Annotated in this window: 16 protein-coding genes; 5 read left to right on the top strand and 11 right to left on the bottom strand. The window is 41.4% G+C overall.

Annotation, left to right across the window (positions count from 1 at the left end; genetic code table 11):
* Positions 1-163 precede the first annotated feature (163 nt).
* Together DUT71_RS02070 and DUT71_RS02065 are read left to right on the top strand one after the other, a co-directional pair.
* Positions 164-2,845 carry a M14 family metallopeptidase gene (locus DUT71_RS02070; protein ID WP_113660851.1) on the top strand — a complete coding sequence of 894 codons (2,682 nt, stop codon included), beginning with the start codon at positions 164-166 and terminating at the stop codon, positions 2,843-2,845.
* A 277-nt stretch (positions 2,846-3,122) separates the two neighbouring features.
* Positions 3,123-3,839 carry a DsbA family oxidoreductase gene (locus DUT71_RS02065; RefSeq protein ID WP_113660850.1) on the top strand — a complete coding sequence of 239 codons (717 nt, stop codon included), beginning with the start codon at positions 3,123-3,125 and terminating at the stop codon, positions 3,837-3,839.
* 181 nt (positions 3,840-4,020) lie between these two features.
* On the opposite strand, the gene DUT71_RS02060 is transcribed toward DUT71_RS02065, so the two are convergent.
* From DUT71_RS02060 to DUT71_RS02050, 3 genes are all read right to left on the bottom strand, one after another.
* Entirely contained in the window at positions 4,021-6,228 is a 2,208-nt protein-coding gene (locus DUT71_RS02060) for a carboxy terminal-processing peptidase (RefSeq protein WP_240186826.1), read from the bottom strand.
* A 130-nt stretch (positions 6,229-6,358) separates the two neighbouring features.
* A complete protein-coding gene (locus DUT71_RS02055; RefSeq protein ID WP_113660848.1) occupies positions 6,359-6,577 on the bottom strand; it encodes a response regulator transcription factor in 219 nt (72 codons plus the stop codon).
* 67 nt (positions 6,578-6,644) lie between these two features.
* A complete protein-coding gene (locus DUT71_RS02050; protein ID WP_113660847.1) occupies positions 6,645-7,328 on the bottom strand; it encodes a tetratricopeptide repeat protein in 684 nt (227 codons plus the stop codon).
* A gap of 212 nt (positions 7,329-7,540) precedes the next feature.
* Here DUT71_RS02050 and DUT71_RS02045 point away from each other — a divergent pair, with 212 nt between their 5' ends.
* A complete protein-coding gene (locus DUT71_RS02045) occupies positions 7,541-7,864 on the top strand; it encodes a YbjQ family protein (protein WP_113660846.1) in 324 nt (107 codons plus the stop codon).
* A 105-nt stretch (positions 7,865-7,969) separates the two neighbouring features.
* Here DUT71_RS02045 and ffh read toward each other — a convergent pair whose 3' ends face one another.
* From ffh to ruvX, 8 genes are all read right to left on the bottom strand, one after another.
* Positions 7,970-9,304, bottom strand: coding sequence for a signal recognition particle protein (gene ffh, locus DUT71_RS02040; protein ID WP_113660845.1), 1,335 nt, complete (start codon positions 9,302-9,304; stop codon positions 7,970-7,972).
* A gap of 278 nt (positions 9,305-9,582) precedes the next feature.
* The gene (locus DUT71_RS02035; RefSeq protein WP_113660844.1) at positions 9,583-10,575 is read right to left on the bottom strand and encodes a DUF3078 domain-containing protein; all 993 of its coding nucleotides are present in this window, start codon (positions 10,573-10,575) and stop codon (positions 9,583-9,585) included.
* 72 nt (positions 10,576-10,647) lie between these two features.
* Positions 10,648-10,974, bottom strand: coding sequence for a hypothetical protein (locus DUT71_RS02030; protein ID WP_113660843.1), 327 nt, complete (start codon positions 10,972-10,974; stop codon positions 10,648-10,650).
* Positions 10,974-11,723, bottom strand: a complete 750-nt coding sequence (locus tag DUT71_RS02025; RefSeq protein ID WP_113660842.1) for a hypothetical protein — start codon at positions 11,721-11,723, stop codon at positions 10,974-10,976. Before DUT71_RS02025 ends, DUT71_RS02030 begins: the two co-directional genes overlap by 1 nt.
* Positions 11,724-11,773: 50 nt before the next feature.
* Positions 11,774-12,619, bottom strand: a complete 846-nt coding sequence (locus DUT71_RS02020; RefSeq protein ID WP_113660841.1) for a glucosaminidase domain-containing protein — start codon at positions 12,617-12,619, stop codon at positions 11,774-11,776.
* Between the two features lie 5 nt (positions 12,620-12,624).
* Entirely contained in the window at positions 12,625-13,293 is a 669-nt protein-coding gene (locus DUT71_RS02015; RefSeq protein ID WP_113660840.1) for a glucosaminidase domain and LysM peptidoglycan-binding domain-containing protein, read from the bottom strand.
* Positions 13,294-13,357: 64 nt separating this feature from the next.
* Positions 13,358-13,987 (bottom strand): O-methyltransferase, encoded by a 630-nt coding sequence (locus tag DUT71_RS02010; protein ID WP_113660839.1) that lies wholly within the window; start codon positions 13,985-13,987, stop codon positions 13,358-13,360.
* 5 nt (positions 13,988-13,992) lie between these two features.
* On the bottom strand, positions 13,993-14,409 hold the full coding sequence (ruvX, locus tag DUT71_RS02005) for a Holliday junction resolvase RuvX (protein WP_113660838.1): 417 nt from the start codon (positions 14,407-14,409) through the stop codon (positions 13,993-13,995).
* A gap of 314 nt (positions 14,410-14,723) precedes the next feature.
* Between ruvX and DUT71_RS02000 the strand changes: the two genes are divergently transcribed.
* Complete coding sequence (locus tag DUT71_RS02000) at positions 14,724-15,275, top strand: RNA polymerase sigma factor (protein ID WP_113660837.1); 552 nt, start codon at positions 14,724-14,726, stop codon at positions 15,273-15,275.
* Positions 15,272-15,805 carry a hypothetical protein gene (locus DUT71_RS01995; RefSeq protein WP_113660836.1) on the top strand — a complete coding sequence of 178 codons (534 nt, stop codon included), beginning with the start codon at positions 15,272-15,274 and terminating at the stop codon, positions 15,803-15,805. The genes DUT71_RS02000 and DUT71_RS01995 overlap by 4 nt, the downstream gene beginning before the upstream one ends.
* Positions 15,806-15,869: the final 64 nt, after the last annotated feature.

Raw genomic sequence — 15,869 nt, 5'->3', positions numbered from 1 at the left:
ACTTACCAGATTGTCCTTATACGGTTTGTTAAATAATCGGATCAAAAAAAATATTTGTGCATCTGCGGCAGGCATAAATTAATCGTGTAACAAATTTAACGTGGTCCTACAAGGAGTTTTTATCTGTCCTATATTTGATTTAACCATCAAACAAAAAAGCAGGATGATAAAACGATACTTGATCAAGGGCGCCTGGATGTTCTTTTTGGTCAGCAGCCTTAGTGCGGTTGCCCAGGAGGTCCCAAGTCCGAAATCGCATTTTGGCTTTGCCATAGGCGATAATTACCAGTTGGCCAACTACACCCAAACCGAAGCTTATTTTAAGAAACTAGCCGCCAGCTCGAAAAGAGTAAAATTGGTAGATATTGGCAAAACAGAAGAAGGTAAAAGTCAGTACATGCTGATCATTACTTCTCCAGAAAACCATCAGAACTTGGCGAAATACAAATCGATTTCCCAAAAATTGGCCCGTGCCGAAGCGTTGACCGAGCAAGAAGCAAAAGGCTTGGCACAGCAAGGCAAAGCAGTGGTTTGGATTGATGGTGGATTACATGCCAACGAAACCGTTGGGGCTCATCAATTGATCCAAACGGCCTATAATTTGGCAAGCAGAACCGATGCCGAAACCACAAGGATTTTGGACGATGTGATTGTATTGATGACCCATGCCAATCCTGATGGGCAAGAATTACAGAGCAATTGGTACATGCGGGAAAAAATACCTGAGAAAAGATCTTTGGCAGGTTTGCCCGTGTTGTACCAAAAATATGCAGGACACGATAACAACCGCGATTTCTTTATGCTTAACCTAAAGGAAACGCAAAATATGGGCCGACAGTTGTTTATTGAGTGGAATCCACAAATCATGTACAACCACCACCAATCTGGCCCTGCGGGAACAGTAGTGGCTGGGCCTCCATTCCGTGATCCGCATAACTATGTTTTCGACCCTATTATCCTGACCAGTTTAGATGCTGTTGGTGCCGCCATGCACAATCGCTTAAACGTAGAGGATAAACCAGGCTATACCCAAAGAAATGGCTCTGTTTTTTCTACTTGGTATAATGGTGGGTTGAGAACGACCACTTATTTCCATAACATGATCGGATTGCTTACCGAAATTGTGGGCAGCCCAACGCCCATGGAAATTCCTTTGGTTCCTTCGAGGCTCTTGCCGAATAGCGATTCACCCAACCCTGTACTGCCTCAAAAATGGTTTTTTAAAAATGCCATCGATTATTCGGTGTCTATGAACTATGCGGTATTGAATTATGCACAACGTTATCACGATGAGTTGTTGTTCAATATGTATAAAATGGGCAAAAATTCTATCGAAAGGGGAGCTAAGGATACTTGGTCTTTCTCTCCTAAAAAAATAGAAGCCATTAACGCAGCGGCAAAGAAAGACAAATCGGACAATGCGGGCGGTAGAAGAAGCATGGATCCAAAATATTTGGATGAAGTGATGAAAGACCCAGCAAACCGAGATGCAAGAGGATACATCATTTCTGCCAACCAGCCCGATTTTACCACGGCCATTAGGTTTTTAAATGCGCTGATCAGAACAGGTGTAGAAGTGCAAAAAGCCACAGCAGCATTTACGGTGGAAGGCAAACAATATCCTGCTGGCTCTTATATCGTAAAAACGGATCAAGCATTTAGACCACACGTTTTGGATATGTTCGAACCACAAGATCATCCGAATGATTTTAAATACGAAGGCGGCCCTCCAGTGGCTCCTTATGATGCTGCGGGTTGGACCTTGGCTTATTTGATGAACGTGAAGTTTGACCGAGTATTAAATGCCTTTAATGGACCTTTCCAAAAAATGCCTCTTGGCGAATTGTTAAAGGCAACTCCACAAACTTTGCCAAGTGCTAGTGGCTTTGCGTTAAGCGCACAAGCTAACGAAAGCTATTTGGCCGTAAACGAATTGTTGAAAGCAAAAGTAGAAGTATTGCGTAACCCTGCGGATGGTTCTTTTTATGTTCCTGCAAGCGCAGCGGCAAAAGCAGCGCTAAGTAAAGCAGAGCATAATTTTGGAATGAAAGTGACTGCGGCTAGCAAACCAAAAGGAGCAGTAAAAGTTAGGCCATCTCGAATTGCTTTGTGGGATACTTATGGCGGGTCTATGCCCTCGGGATGGATGCGCTACATTATGGAGCAATATCACTATGACATTACAGTGCTTTATCCACCAGATATTGATGCGGGTAAACTTAAAGACAACTACGATGTACTGATTATGGTTGGAGGTTCGGTACCTGCATTGGCTAATGAAAGTGGCGGAAGAGGGTTTAATCCACCAGCCGTGGATAACATTCCAGATGAATTTAAGGGCAGGGTAGGTAGAATGACTGCCGAAAAATCAGTCCCTCAATTGAAAGCCTTTTTAGAGAACGGGGGGAACATTGTGGCCATTGGTTCGGCTACAAACTTGGCAGCGCACTTAGGGCTCCCTGTTAAAAACGCCCTACTTACCGCAGAAGGTAAACGGTTACCGAACGATAAATATTACGTGCCAGGAAGTGTACTGAGCGTTAAAACAGATGCTAAATTGGCGGCTAACTGGGGCTTGGATGAAAATACGGATGTGTATTTTGACAATAGCCCAGTGTTTAAAATTACCCAGAACGATGGCAAAATTAAACCTTTGGCATGGTTTGCCACAGATCAACCTTTGCGCAGTGGTTGGGCTTGGGGACAAGCTTATTTGAAAGATGGTGTTGCCGCTTTTGAAGCAGGCTACGGTAAAGGAAAGCTATTTGCCTTTGGACCAGAAATTACCTTTAGGGCGCAAACCCATGGAACATTTAAATGGCTGTTCAATCAGCTGTATAAATAAAAAGAAGCTATAAATTAAATTATAGTGTTTGATTTTCTCGGGCAGTTCTTCATTGGGCTGCCCATTTTTGTTTATTGAAATGGGCCATCCGTTTTTCCTGTCGTCATTGTGAGGAGGAGGAACGACCACGAAGCAATCTCAAAATACATAGGATGAAAACTTGGTCTATCACTTTAAGATTGCTTCGCTAAGCTCGCAATGACGAAGCTTTATTTTACCTTCCTTAGACCAAGGCTTTTGGCGAAGTGCCTACCTTTGCTCAATAAAACTTAAAGTGATGAAAATAGAAATATGGTCAGATGTGATGTGCCCCTTTTGCTACATTGGTAAAAGACACTTAGAGAAGGCCTTAGCCGAACTCCCTTTTGGCAAAGCAATAGCTGTTGATTGGAAAAGCTACCAGCTTAATCCAGACTATAAAAATGTAGATGGAGAAAACCTTTATCAATATTTGTCTACTAACAAGGGGATAAGCATTGCACAGGCTGAGCAAATGACTCAGCAAGTGTCGTCCATGGCCATCGAAGCGGGATTGGATATCGATTTCGGAAAAAGCATTCCTGCTAACTCTTTTAATGCCCATCGCTTAATCCATTTTGCAGCAAGTAAAGGTCAACAAGATTTAGCAGAAGAATACCTTTTTAAAGCGCATTTTACGGATGGAAAAGACATTGATAAGCTTGAAGTGTTGTTAGAAATTGCCGCTGGTTTAGGATTGGATCAAGCGGAAACCAAAACGGTATTGGAAGGAAATGCGTTTGAAGAAGAAGTGCGATATGATATTTACGAAAGCCAACAATTAGGCGTTAGGGGTGTTCCGTTTTTTGTGATGGACAGAAAGTATGCACTTTCGGGAGCACAGCCCGTAGAAGCGTTTAAACAAGCCCTTACCCAAAGCTATAACGAGTGGCAGGCTACGCAACAAACATCGCCGCTAAAAAACTTAAATGAAACTACGGGCAATGCCTGTGATGAAAACGGCTGTGAGGTTTAGGTCTTAAAAACATAGTTCGTCATTGCGAGGAACGAAGCAATCTTAAAGCTATTGATGGATTTTCATCTTATAGATTGCTTCGTTCCTCGCAATGACGTGATATTACTGTCACTGCAATGACGAGTATAGCCATAAAAAAAGCGAGAAGATATCTTCTCGCTTTTTTTATGGCCAAGGTTGGTTACTTATTAAGTATAGCCTTGTTATTGTTTTTGCTCAATTTTGTGCTTTCATTAAACTTCATGAAATCCACCATAATGTTCATGCTCTCATCCTCAATAAAATCTGAAGCTTCTTGTTTAGGTGTTTTTTCCCCTTTTTTCAATGGTGCTAAACCTTTTTCGGCTCTTACCTGATTTAATCTTGCTAACGATTTAGCTTCAAGCGCATCTCTTTCCGCTTTCAGTTTCGTCTCGTTAAGGGTAATAGAGGTTTCATTTTCTCTTTTCTTGCCTTCGGCAATATCTTCTTTTAACATTTTGTAATCTAAAGATTTAGACATACGCTTTTCGTGCAATTTCAGCAACGCAGCTTTTGCGGCATTCAAATCATACACAGTAGTATATGTAGATGGGTTAACCATATCAAAAGGCAGGGCCGAAGGTTCTGTATCCTCTCCAATTTTATCCAACGGATAAATAGAAGGGAAGTTGATATCGGGAATAACGCCTTTATGTTGAGTGCTGCTACCGCTTACACGATAAAACTTGGCCATGGTCAGGTTAATTTGCCCCAGCTGCGGCACGCCGTTCTTATCCACAATAGTTACCGTAGGTGAATTGGCGTCTTTGGTGTTAATGGTTTTCTTTTCGCCTTCGTTCTTTTTGAACAGTGCGGCTAGTTTTTGCAGCATTGAGGAGTTCATCAACGAGTTTAAATCTATGGATGATTGCACGGTTCCCTTGCCATAAGATTGGGTTCCCATCACAATTCCGCGGCCATAATCCTGTATCGCACCTGCAAAAATCTCAGATGCTGAGGCACTCAAGCGGTCAATCATTACGCCCATAGGACCGTCCCAAACAATATTGTTGTCCTCATCCTTGTAAACCTTTACACTGTTTCTATAATCTTTAACCTGTACTACCGGGCCTTTTCCAATAAACAAGCCCGAAAGTTCAATGGCTTCGTTTAATGAACCACCTCCGTTTGCTCTTAAATCAACCACAATAGCATCCACTTTATCCATGTTTTTTAAAGTGTCAATCAACAACCTCACATCTCTGGTGGTACTTTTATAGTTTGGATCCCCAGCGTTTGCCGCTTTAAAATCAGCGTAAAATGCAGGGATTTTGATCACACCAATTTTATAAGGTTTGCCATCGCTCTCTACAGTTTTCACGATTTTTTTGGCCGATTGATCTGCCAAGATAATTTTTTCCCTTACCAAGGTAATGATTTGTGGTTTCGACGAAAGCTCTTGCCCTACCGGAATAACTTTTAAACGAACGGTAGTGCCTTTTGGCCCTTTAATTTTTGACACGGCGTTATCAATTCTCCAGCCAATGATATCCTCAAACTCACCATCGGCACCTTGGGCAACGGCAATAATCTTATCGCCGGCATTTAATTTTTTGCTTTTGAACGCAGGCCCTCCAGGCATAATCGAAGCAATTTTGGTCACTTCATTTTCCGATTGCAGCACTGCCCCAATTCCTTCTAATGAACGCGACATTTCTTGGTTGAAAGCTTCGGCATTACGAGGGTTGAAATAATTGGTATGCGGATCAATGGCTTCGGTAAATGCATCCATTAAAATTTGGAAAACATCCTGGTTGTTGAATTTTGCTGCTTGTGATTTTAAACTGGTATAACGTTTGGTTAAAGTTTCCACGTTTTTGGCATCATCAGTACCTGCAATTTTTAAATTCACCAATTCGTATTTCACACGTTTTTTCCAGATATCGTCAAGCTCTGCAACGCTTTTTGCCCAAGGCAATTTTTCCCTGTCGTACACGTAAGTATCGTTCTGGTTAAAATCATATTTGTTTTTGATCTGCGAAATAGAGTAGTTCACACGCTCATTGTATCTTTTCAGGTAAACGTTAAAAATATAAAAAGGCGTGCTCAGATCTCCAATCCTAAAATCATCATCTAAGTTGTATCTGTTGGCTTCAAACTCCTTAATATCGCTTTCCAGAAAGTAATACCTAGAGGGGTCCAGCGCCTTGATATATCGATCAAAAACAATCGAGGAAATAGAATCGTTCAATTTGGGCTTCTTGTAATTATAGTTCTCTAGCAAGCCCACCACTTCCTTGGTTACCAAACTTTGTTGTTCGTCTGGTTTTATGTTCGGGATACCGTTCACCGGTTTTTGCGCCTTTGGAGAGGCTGTGCAGGCCAAAACTGCGGCGGCGAAGGTAACGGCAAATATTTTTCTCAGCATTTCTTTAACTGTTTTAAAGTCCATTCGTTATAAAATCATTATCCAATATGATACCAATTTCTTAAATAAACAAAAAAGATGCAGTTTTAGTCTGTATCTTTTTTGTAAAGTTTGTTAAAAATAGTTAAAACTATGGCACCAAGCCATTCTTTAAGGCCAAAACTACCAGCCCAACAACACTTTTTACCTTGGTTTTTTTAAAGATGTTTTTGCGGTGCGTTTCAACGGTTCTTTTACTAATGTCTAAATGTTTTGCAATATCTTGGTTATTGTACTCAAGGGTAATCAGCCGGATAATTTCCAGCTCGCGATTGCTCAAGAGAGCAGCAATGTTGGTTTTTGAAGTCATGGAGAGAGCGTATGGAGCGTATTCGCATTTAAAAAAACAAGTAATCGTTAGGCGCTTTGTACCGCCGTTATCCTTTTTTACTGATTGTTTTTTCCGCAATTAATGCCCTGTTGTTTTTGATGATTTGATTGTATTGAACGGTATTGGCATTTTTGGAAAGAAGTTCTACCGTATTAAGGTCTTTAGAAGCTAATAGGTAATCTTTCTTTTTGATTTTTACCGACACAATGCCCAAAACAGATTCGATGTAGGCATTTTTGTCCTGAAGCTGCTGGGCCAATATGCCATGTTGGGTGTAAAACCAAAGGGCCTGTGGCAATTTGTTGGCCGCCAAGTAAATTTTGCCCAATTGTTGATAGGCCGACATCTGTCCAGACTTGCTGCCCGTTCTGGCATAGTTTTTCAGCACCTGTTTCAGCACTACATGCTCTGCCTCGGTAAAGTTGGCTTGTGACAGATATACATTGCTCAGCCGAATAAGGGTGGTCCCGTATAAGTTATATTTCTTGTCCAGGCGGTACTCGTTGGCCGCTTTATTGAACATAAAAGCCGCACTGTCAAAATCCCCGAAACGTTCATAGCGTTCTCCTTCCTCGAACAAATTGTCGGCCGAGCTACGGGTATTATTGCTTAATACAGCCAAATTAACAGAAAACTGCGAATTAGTTTGATCAAAGCCTGGAGCTGTGTTTTGCGCTTTTACAGAAAATACAGCAGCACAGAGAAGCGTTATCAGGCAGAATTTTTTCATTTTATTGGATTTTCATTGTAGCCAAAGCTGTCACGTTTGGTTATCGTTAGACTAACTTTACATGCAAAGATAGATTTTTTTAAACAAAAAAGTTAAATTGCTGTTTTTCTTGTTTTTATAACCCGTTGAAAAAGAAAAGATAGTTAAAGAAAAATGTTAAATTAGTGTAACATCTTTACCATATCATCGTCGAAATAAAAAAACTTAAAAATATGTTAATAACCACCACAAATACTGTAGAAGGAAAGAAAGTTGTAAAATATATTGGCCTGGTAACTGGCGAAACCATTATTGGTGCAAATTTCTTTAAAGATATTTTGGCCGGCCTTAGGGATATTGTAGGCGGACGCTCAGGCTCCTATGAGCAAGTACTCCGCGAAGCCAAAAATACTGCCGTGAGCGAAATGCAGCAATATGCCGCGGCTATGGGCGCCAATGCCGTTATCGGTGTTGATTTAGACTATGAAACCGTTGGCAACGGCGGCAGCATGCTAATGGTAACCGCCAGCGGAACAGCGGTTGTTTTAGAAGATTAATCCTAAACCCTAAAAGAGCTTAGTATTGGCGTAAAAAAGCCCTAACATCTTTAAGATATTAGGGCTTTACTATTTAAGCCTCGCTTTAGGGAGGGTTGGAGGGTCTTATCTCTGCGGCATTTTTGGCATGTTGCGCATCATTTTTGCAGCAGCAGCAGGATTAGAGAATTGTTTCATCACCTTTCGCATATCCTCAAATTGCTTCAATAGCTTGGTCACATCTTCCAGCTTATTGCCCGATCCTTTGGCAATCCGCAACTTGCGGCTTTGCTGTATCGCATCTGGGTTTTCCCTTTCAAAAGGAGTCATCGACTGGATAATCGACTCTACGCCTTTAAAGGCATCGTCATCAATATCCACGTTTTTCATCATCTTGCCAACGCCCGGGATCATGCCCATCAAATCTTTCATGTTGCCCATTTTCTTGATTTGTTGGATCTGTCCGTAAAAGTCGTTGAAATCAAATTTGTTCTTACGGATTTTCTTCTGTAGTTCGGCAGCCTGCTTTTCGTCAAACTGTTGCTGGGCACGCTCTACCAGGGAAACCACGTCGCCCATGCCCAAAATACGCGAAGCCATCCTGTCTGGATAAAAAACATCCAAAGCTTCCATCTTCTCGCCCGTACCAATAAACTTAATCGGTTTATCAACCACAGATTTGATCGAAAGCGCTGCGCCACCACGGGTATCCCCATCTAATTTGGTTAAAACAACGCCCGTAAAATCAAGGCGGTCGTTAAATACTTTGGCCGTATTTACCGCATCCTGACCCGTCATCGAGTCAACCACAAATAAAATCTCGTGCGGTTTAGTTTGCGCTTTAACTTCCGAAATCTCGTTCATCAGGGCCTCGTCAATAGACAAACGCCCCGCCGTATCCACAATAATTACATTGTTGTTGTTCTTCTTGCCTTCGGCAATACCTTCAAGCGCAATAGCAACTGGGTCTTTCGATTCTTTGTTGGCATATACCGGCACACCAACCTGCTCACCTAGCACTTGCAACTGGTCAACAGCCGCCGGCCGGTAAACGTCGCCAGCAACCATTAAAGGTTTTTTGCCCTTGCTTTTAAGGTGTAGGGCCAATTTTCCAGTGAAGGTAGTTTTACCCGCACCGTTTAAACCTGCAATTAATATAATGGTCGGATTGTTCTTTAAATCAAGTTCCGTAGCCTCGCCGCCCATTAAAGCCGCAAGCTCGTCGTTCATAATTTTGGTAAGCAATTGGCCTGGCGAAATGCTGGTCAGTACGTTTGCCCCCAAAGCCTTTTCCTTCACCTGGTCGGTAAAAGATTTGGCTGTTTTATAATTTACGTCCGCATCTAACAAAGCCTTTCTGATTTCCTTCATGGTTTCGGCCACGTTGATTTCAGTAATGCTTCCCTGTCCTTTCAGAACCTTAAACGCCCTGTCTAACTTATCCTGTAAATTTTCAAACATTGTTGAATGCTTTTTATATTAAAATTTGTGAAACGCAAAGGTATTAATAATTTACGATTGTAGATTTACGAATTGCGATTTAATGGTAATATAGCCAACACTTTGCTAATTATTTTTAGAAAAGCAGGAACAGATCAAATAGGTACCAGCAGTCCCGCTTTACACTTTAGCCCTCGTACCTCGGGGCTGCCGTTGCAATCGGGTTTAGCAACCCAAGGCAGTTGCAAGCGCCGTTTCTGAAAACCCCGAGAGGTTTGCAAATAAAAGTTAGCGGAATGCTACCTCGGGAAGGTAAAACTTAATCCCAAAGCCAGTGCCTGGCTTTTCTGCACCTTCAGGTCCATATCCCTATCGTACAAAATTACCCCCGTTAACGACACGTTCATAAACCGGTTGATCCTTGAAGTAGCCACCATGTCCAGGCGATGGTCAATGTGGCCAAAATTATCATACGGAATAAACATGTTGTACTTCGCTTTTAACACCACGTTTTTAACCACCTCTTTTTCAAAATTGCTCACAATTTGGAATGCGAGCTCATTTTTGATCGTACTTCCTATAGGTACGCCAAAGTTTTTGGAGTTGGTTTTATAAATGTTGGTATCCAATACAAAAGTTTGGCGGGCCGTACCCGTACCAATACGGGTAGAGAAAACCGCACTTGGCTTATACTCAAAACCCAGCGACTCGGTAAAATAACCAGGCGACATAAATTTGGAAAGCAGTTTGGCTACTTCGTTCCCCTGCGCATCCTTGGAATAGGAGAAACCTTTGTCGAACTGCGATTCGAAACTTAGCGAAGCAAAGAAATACCAGTTTTTCGATAATTGCACCGCCGCCTTATTGTCCCAATAAATACGGTCGTTGGTTTTCTTTTGCAGTTGGTCTTTGTTTTTAACTTTTCCGTACTGTAAAATCACCTCAGTGGTATAGCTATAGCTCTCTTTGCTATACTCAGCCTTGTAATTAACCAAACCGCCCAGCGCAATGGAATTTACCCCGCCACCTTTCCAGTTATCGCTAAACGAAGCCTGGTTAGCATTAATGCTCACCGTACCTTTGGTTTTCCAGTAATTGATTTTTGCTTTTACCAAGGCCGGTTTCAGCTCCACCGGCTGGAAAGGAATAACCCCTGTTCTTGAAGGCAGTGGACTTCTTTTTAGCCTAATTTCCAGATCTTTTACCGGAATGGGCACCGTGTCTATTTCTTGGGCCGAAACAGCCCCACAAAGAGCCGATATAGTAGAAATGGTAAATACTAAACGCTTCATTCTTCACAAAGAAACGTAAAATTTTATAAAATGTTTATACCCATAACGGCTTTATGTAACGAAAATAGCAAGTTAACGGCGGGCATACTTTATCCACGAGAACAACTTTCTGCTATTTAAATAAGCAAGGTTATGTTGTTGGGCAAAAGCCTCTTTTTCAAATACGATATTTAAATAGGCAACATGGTGTTTCCTGTATTTCAATAAGTTGTACAGGTAATTGATCAGGTAAAAAAGGTAAAATGGAACAATGAGCAATTCCAGCTGTTGGCGGTGGTGTATTTTTTCGTGGTTAACCAAAATAGCCTCCGTTTTGTAGGCCGTTTTTTGCACCAAAATAAATGGATAAATGGCCATAGCTGATACTCGTAGCTTGGGCACTACAATAAACCAGGCCATCACATTTTATCGATACTTAGCTCAGGCAACTTAGGCAAACGGAACATTGATGGATTTCGTTTGTAGGAAGCATAGCTATTTTTTACAAATTGCACAAAAGCATATTCAGAAGCATTAAGCACAAACTGATAGGTAGGCCTGTACTGTGTCATAAAATCCTGTAGCTTATCTTCTTTGATATCAATAAGGCTCTTAACATAGGTGGGGTTATAACGGTAGTCTATGACCTGTTCTTTATAATCCTTTTCAAGTATTTGCTGTAAATGACGGGCATTTTTACCTTGCCTGCTCAGCAAATTATAAATGGCATCAATGCCTAGGCCAACGCCTCTTTGGCCCAAGTTAAGCAAGTCTTTGCTGCTGCCCTGGTCCAGTTTGTATTTAAACTCGTCCAGTTTTGATTTGTAAAGTTCCTGAGGAGTTTTGGCCTTTCCGTAAATGCTCACCTCCTTTAGCCTGATACCCATCGAGCGTAGCTGGAAAACAATGGCACTTTGTCCGCGGTAAACGATGGTATCCATGGCATGGCCGCTGAGTGCTGCAAACAATGTGTCGCCAAGTTTAACAGGCGCCACAAACTCACCTTTGGTGTTATTATAAAAACCTTCGTCTAAAGATGAGTTATAGATATAAACCTTGGCCAGCCTCAATTTAGTATCTTTATCAACCACAAAGCCCGGCACCGCTTTTTGTTGCGCAAATGCTGATATTGTGCCGAGGAAAAATATGCTGGCGAGTAGAAATTTCATTTTTATGAGCAAAGCTACAACTTAAACAGATTGATGCCTCTATCTTAACATTATTTAACCACTACCAGTTTTTGTCCAACTTTAATGTTGTTGTCTGGCAGTTGGTTGAGGGCCTTTAAATCATCAACCGAGATTTTATAAAGCTGGCTGATCCGGTAAAGGGTTTCTCCGGCTTGTACCACATGATATTTACCGTTTTCCAATGCTGCTGGCGGATCTTTTGGCGCAACGTTAACTGGAGTGTACAGTTTTTTCTCATTGGGGATGTTGGCATTGATCTCTTTGAACACCTTATCCTCTCGGGCCAGTTTTTCACGCTCGCTTTCTGATTGGTCATATTGATAGAGCTGGTATTTTTCGATCAGGTTAATGAGCAGGTCCGGATATTTGGGGTTGGTGGCATATCCCGCATTTTTAAGCCCAATGGCCCAATTGCGATAATCGTTTTTATCTAGCTCAAATAGTGCCGCATAGCGTTTTCGTTTTAAAAACTCCGAATGGTCTTTGTATGATTCGCGGGGATCTTTGTACACCCTGAAACAATCGTCCCTTTGGTCATCGTCCTTGTAATAAGCTTTTCCTTTCCAATCAGACGTACATTTGATGCCGAAATGGTTGTTGGCATATTTGGCCAGGTCGCTGCTGCCACTACCTGATTCCAAGATGCCCTGTGCCAGGGTAATGCTTGCCGGAATGCCAAACTTGTTCATCTCTTCGATGGCAATGGCTTTAAAAGCATCAATGTAGGATACCGTGGTATAGGAAACAGGGGAAGGATTGTCTTTTTTGGCGTTTTTTTCGATCTGTTTGTTGTTGCGGCTATACTGCCTGCTTTTACATGCACTTCCTAAAGCAAGTGCCAACATTAACAGAAGCAGCGATTTGTTTTTACTCATTTTCACTAAAGTTTCAGTTTTTGTCCAGGTTTAAGGGCGTTTGACTTGAGCCCGTTTTTACTTTTGATCGCCTTGACCGTTGTTTTATTTCGTTTGGCAATAATACCTAAATTATCGCCTTGTTTTACGGTGTAGGTGCGGGACGCTCTTTTTTTTGATGGATAAACAGGCTTGGGGTCAACAGGCTCTACATAATCTTCCGGACGGTTATCGTATTGGAACAGTTCATATTTCCGGATCAGTGCAATTACCTGTGAGGCCCAGGTGCGGCTGCGGGCGTAGCCCCCTCGCTGTATGCCCCTTGCCCAGGCTTTAAAGTCATATTGATCATACTTATCAAAAAGGACATTAAAATAACTGCGACTTTTTAAAAACGCAATAAAGTGATTGTAGGACGAATCTACCGTTGGAAAATCTTTATAAGATGACCGGATTTCGGTGTTGGAATTTTTGCCCTTAATGCCAAAGTGGTTGTTCAGGTATCGGGCAATTTTACTTTTGCCTGCCGCTGATTCGTGGATGGCCACGCCCAAAATAATGCTTGCCGGGATATGGTGTTCTTCCATCAGGTCCTGCGCTACATCAGCATATTCTTCAATATACTCTTGGGTGGTTTGAGCAAAGGCAAATATCGTTTTTGTACATAGGAAGAACAGAAATAGAATTTTCTTCATTGTTAAATTGTTTTATTGTAAATGTTAGCAAGCGCTAAATTTCAACTGACAATTGCCACCTGATTTATTTTTTTCTGATGACAAATAAGCCATCTCTAACGGGTAAAATCAATTTTTCTACCCGTTGGTCTTCGTTTATTTTATCGTTAAAAGAACTGATATTTTTAGTATCCTTGTCTTGGGCATTGTTTACAATTTTGCCACTCCAAAGCACATTGTCTACAATGATAAGTCCACCACTTCTTACATGGTCAAAAATCAGGTCGTAATACGTGCCGTTATTTTTTTTGTCGGCATCAATAAAAACCAGGTCAAAGGTTTCGTTGAGCCGGGCGATACTTTGTTGGGCATCGCCAAGGATATATTTTATTTTAGCACCTAAAGGAGATTTGGCAAAATTTTCCCTGACCATATCTTCTAACTCTTCGTTAATATCTAAGGTATAGATGATGCCGTCTTGGGCTAAGCCTTCGGCCAAACATAAAGTAGCGTATCCGGTAAAGGTGCCTATTTCTAAAATTCTTTTTGGGGAAATCATTTTGCTGAGCAAGCTCAATACCCGACCTTGGTAATGACCGCTGAGCATGCGGGGCATTAAAACTTTAAGGTTGGTTTCCCGGTCAATATGCTGTAGCAATTGGTCTTCGGGCTCGCAATATTTGAGCAAAAGCTGCTGTAGTTCTTCGCTGATCATTGTGCTTATAAACGGTTTTGTTCCATAAAATATTGCAGAATTATGGTTGCCGAGATGGTGTCCACTCTTTCTTTGTCTCTTCTGTCGCTCTTTTTGAGGCCGCTTTGCATAATGGTGGCATGTGCCATTTTAGAAGTAAAACGTTCGTCAACCCAATGCTGCGGAATACCAGGAAAGTTCTTTTTCAAAATGGTGGAAAAGCCTTTAACGTGCTGCGCATTTTCAGATGGGGAGCCGTCCATTTGTTTGGGATCGCCAAGCACAAAAGCTTCTACCTGCTCAGTTTGGAGATATTTCTTGATGAAATCTATGATATCCTTGGGGTGTATGGTATCAAGGCCTGTTGCAATAATCTGCAAAGGATCTGTAACCGCTATGCCAATACGTTTGGTGCCATAATCAAATGCCATGATGCGTGCCATGGTGCCAAAGATAGGATTATTTTTATTGATGGTTTTTTTGGTTGGTCGCGGTTAAGGTTCATTTCTACTTTGCGTCCTGCGGGTCTTTTATTTTTCTTAGCGGTTAAATATTTAACCTCAATCGTTATGTAAAGTCCATAGCATTAACGAAACGAGGATCTGGAATGTATCCCGAAATGTTGGACGGACGATTATATTTAAATACAACGATTTATCCGCTTTTCTCATTAAAAACAAGAAACAAAAAAATATTTTTGTAGCATGATGCAACGTTTTGAATTTCACGTTGTCTTTTGATCAGAACGCTTTAGAATTTGGAAACTGTTTACATAGACAAGCACACAGATTTAGTGACCGAATGCCGAAACGGCAGCAGGAAGGCCCAATTTGAGATATACAAGTTGTATGCTACGGCTATGTACAACGTGGCCCTGAGGATTGTTAATGATGATGCCGAGGCGGAAGATGTGTTGCAGGAGGCCTTTTTGGATGCTTTTAACCGCATTGCCGACTTTAGGCAGGAAACAACTTTTGGGCTTTGGTTAAAACAAATCGTGATTAATAGGTCTATCAATTATCTGCGCAAGCGAAAAATGGAAACCGTGAGCGTGGATGAGGTGGATGTGGCCGATGAGCAGGAGACAGATTTTGAAGAAACACATTTAAAGGTAGAGGCCATAAAAAGTGCAATGGCCGAACTGCCTGATGGTTATAGAGTGGTGTTAAGTTTATACTTGTTTGAAGGTTATGACCACGAGGAGATTGCACATATTTTAAAAATAACAGAAAACACGTCGCGCACCCAATACATGCGGGCTAAAAGAAAGTTGAATAGTTTATTAGCAACGAAAGGAGTAGTAAGATGAACAATAAATTAGAGGGGTTTGTAAGAGATAACAAAAAACAGTTTGAGGTTAAAGGTCCGTCGGATGCACTTTGGGGCAAAATAGCCGCAGAGCTGGATAAGAAACAACCTAAGCAAAAAACTTTTGGCCTTTACCAATGGATGAGTATCGCCGCCATGTTGATACTTACGGTAGGGGTGTACTTTGGTTACCAGTATAAAAAATCAGCTACTGAAATTTTAGTGGCAGATATTAACCCCGGTTTAGGTAAAAAAGAAGTAAGGTTTACCAACCTAATTGAAGAAAAGCGGGATAGTTTACAGGTTTTGGCCAATGCTGATCCGGAGCTTTATAAACAGTTTATTGCCGATATGGGCAAGCTAGACAAAGATTATCAGGAACTGAAGCAACAACTGCAAACCAGCCCTAACAAAGCCTTGGTTGGCAAGGCCATGATGAAAAACCTGGAGATACAATTACAGATGATCAGCCAACAGTTGTACATTATCAATCAAGTCAATCAATATAAAAAAGAGGAGAAAACGATTTAATACTTTATTTCTTTCGACGTCGGTTATAACGTATTTAAAACAGTTTTGCTCTGCCAAAAACAAG

The sequence above is a fragment of the Pedobacter nanyangensis genome (assembly GCF_003313505.1).
GTDB lineage: Bacteria > Bacteroidota > Bacteroidia > Sphingobacteriales > Sphingobacteriaceae > Pedobacter > Pedobacter nanyangensis.
This window is presented reverse-complemented; position numbering and strand designations above follow the sequence as displayed.

Bases quoted from the DNA above. Each gene is read 5' to 3' on its own strand.
- DUT71_RS02070 (WP_113660851.1), top strand. From the start codon at position 164: ATGATAAAACGATACTTGATCAAGGGCGCCTGGATGTTCTTTTTGGTC.
- DUT71_RS02065 (WP_113660850.1), top strand. From the start codon at position 3,123: ATGAAAATAGAAATATGGTCAGATGTGATGTGCCCCTTTTGCTACATT.
- DUT71_RS02060 (WP_240186826.1), bottom strand. From the start codon at position 6,228: ATGCTGAGAAAAATATTTGCCGTTACCTTCGCCGCCGCAGTTTTGGCC.
- DUT71_RS02055 (WP_113660848.1), bottom strand. From the start codon at position 6,577: ATGACTTCAAAAACCAACATTGCTGCTCTCTTGAGCAATCGCGAGCTG.
- DUT71_RS02050 (WP_113660847.1), bottom strand. From the start codon at position 7,328: ATGAAAAAATTCTGCCTGATAACGCTTCTCTGTGCTGCTGTATTTTCT.
- DUT71_RS02045 (WP_113660846.1), top strand. From the start codon at position 7,541: ATGTTAATAACCACCACAAATACTGTAGAAGGAAAGAAAGTTGTAAAA.
- ffh (WP_113660845.1), bottom strand. From the start codon at position 9,304: ATGTTTGAAAATTTACAGGATAAGTTAGACAGGGCGTTTAAGGTTCTG.
- DUT71_RS02035 (WP_113660844.1), bottom strand. From the start codon at position 10,575: ATGAAGCGTTTAGTATTTACCATTTCTACTATATCGGCTCTTTGTGGG.
- DUT71_RS02030 (WP_113660843.1), bottom strand. From the start codon at position 10,974: ATGGCCTGGTTTATTGTAGTGCCCAAGCTACGAGTATCAGCTATGGCC.
- DUT71_RS02025 (WP_113660842.1), bottom strand. From the start codon at position 11,723: ATGAAATTTCTACTCGCCAGCATATTTTTCCTCGGCACAATATCAGCA.
- DUT71_RS02020 (WP_113660841.1), bottom strand. From the start codon at position 12,619: ATGAGTAAAAACAAATCGCTGCTTCTGTTAATGTTGGCACTTGCTTTA.
- DUT71_RS02015 (WP_113660840.1), bottom strand. From the start codon at position 13,293: ATGAAGAAAATTCTATTTCTGTTCTTCCTATGTACAAAAACGATATTT.
- DUT71_RS02010 (WP_113660839.1), bottom strand. From the start codon at position 13,987: ATGATCAGCGAAGAACTACAGCAGCTTTTGCTCAAATATTGCGAGCCC.
- ruvX (WP_113660838.1), bottom strand. From the start codon at position 14,409: ATGGCACGCATCATGGCATTTGATTATGGCACCAAACGTATTGGCATA.
- DUT71_RS01995 (WP_113660836.1), top strand. From the start codon at position 15,272: ATGAACAATAAATTAGAGGGGTTTGTAAGAGATAACAAAAAACAGTTT.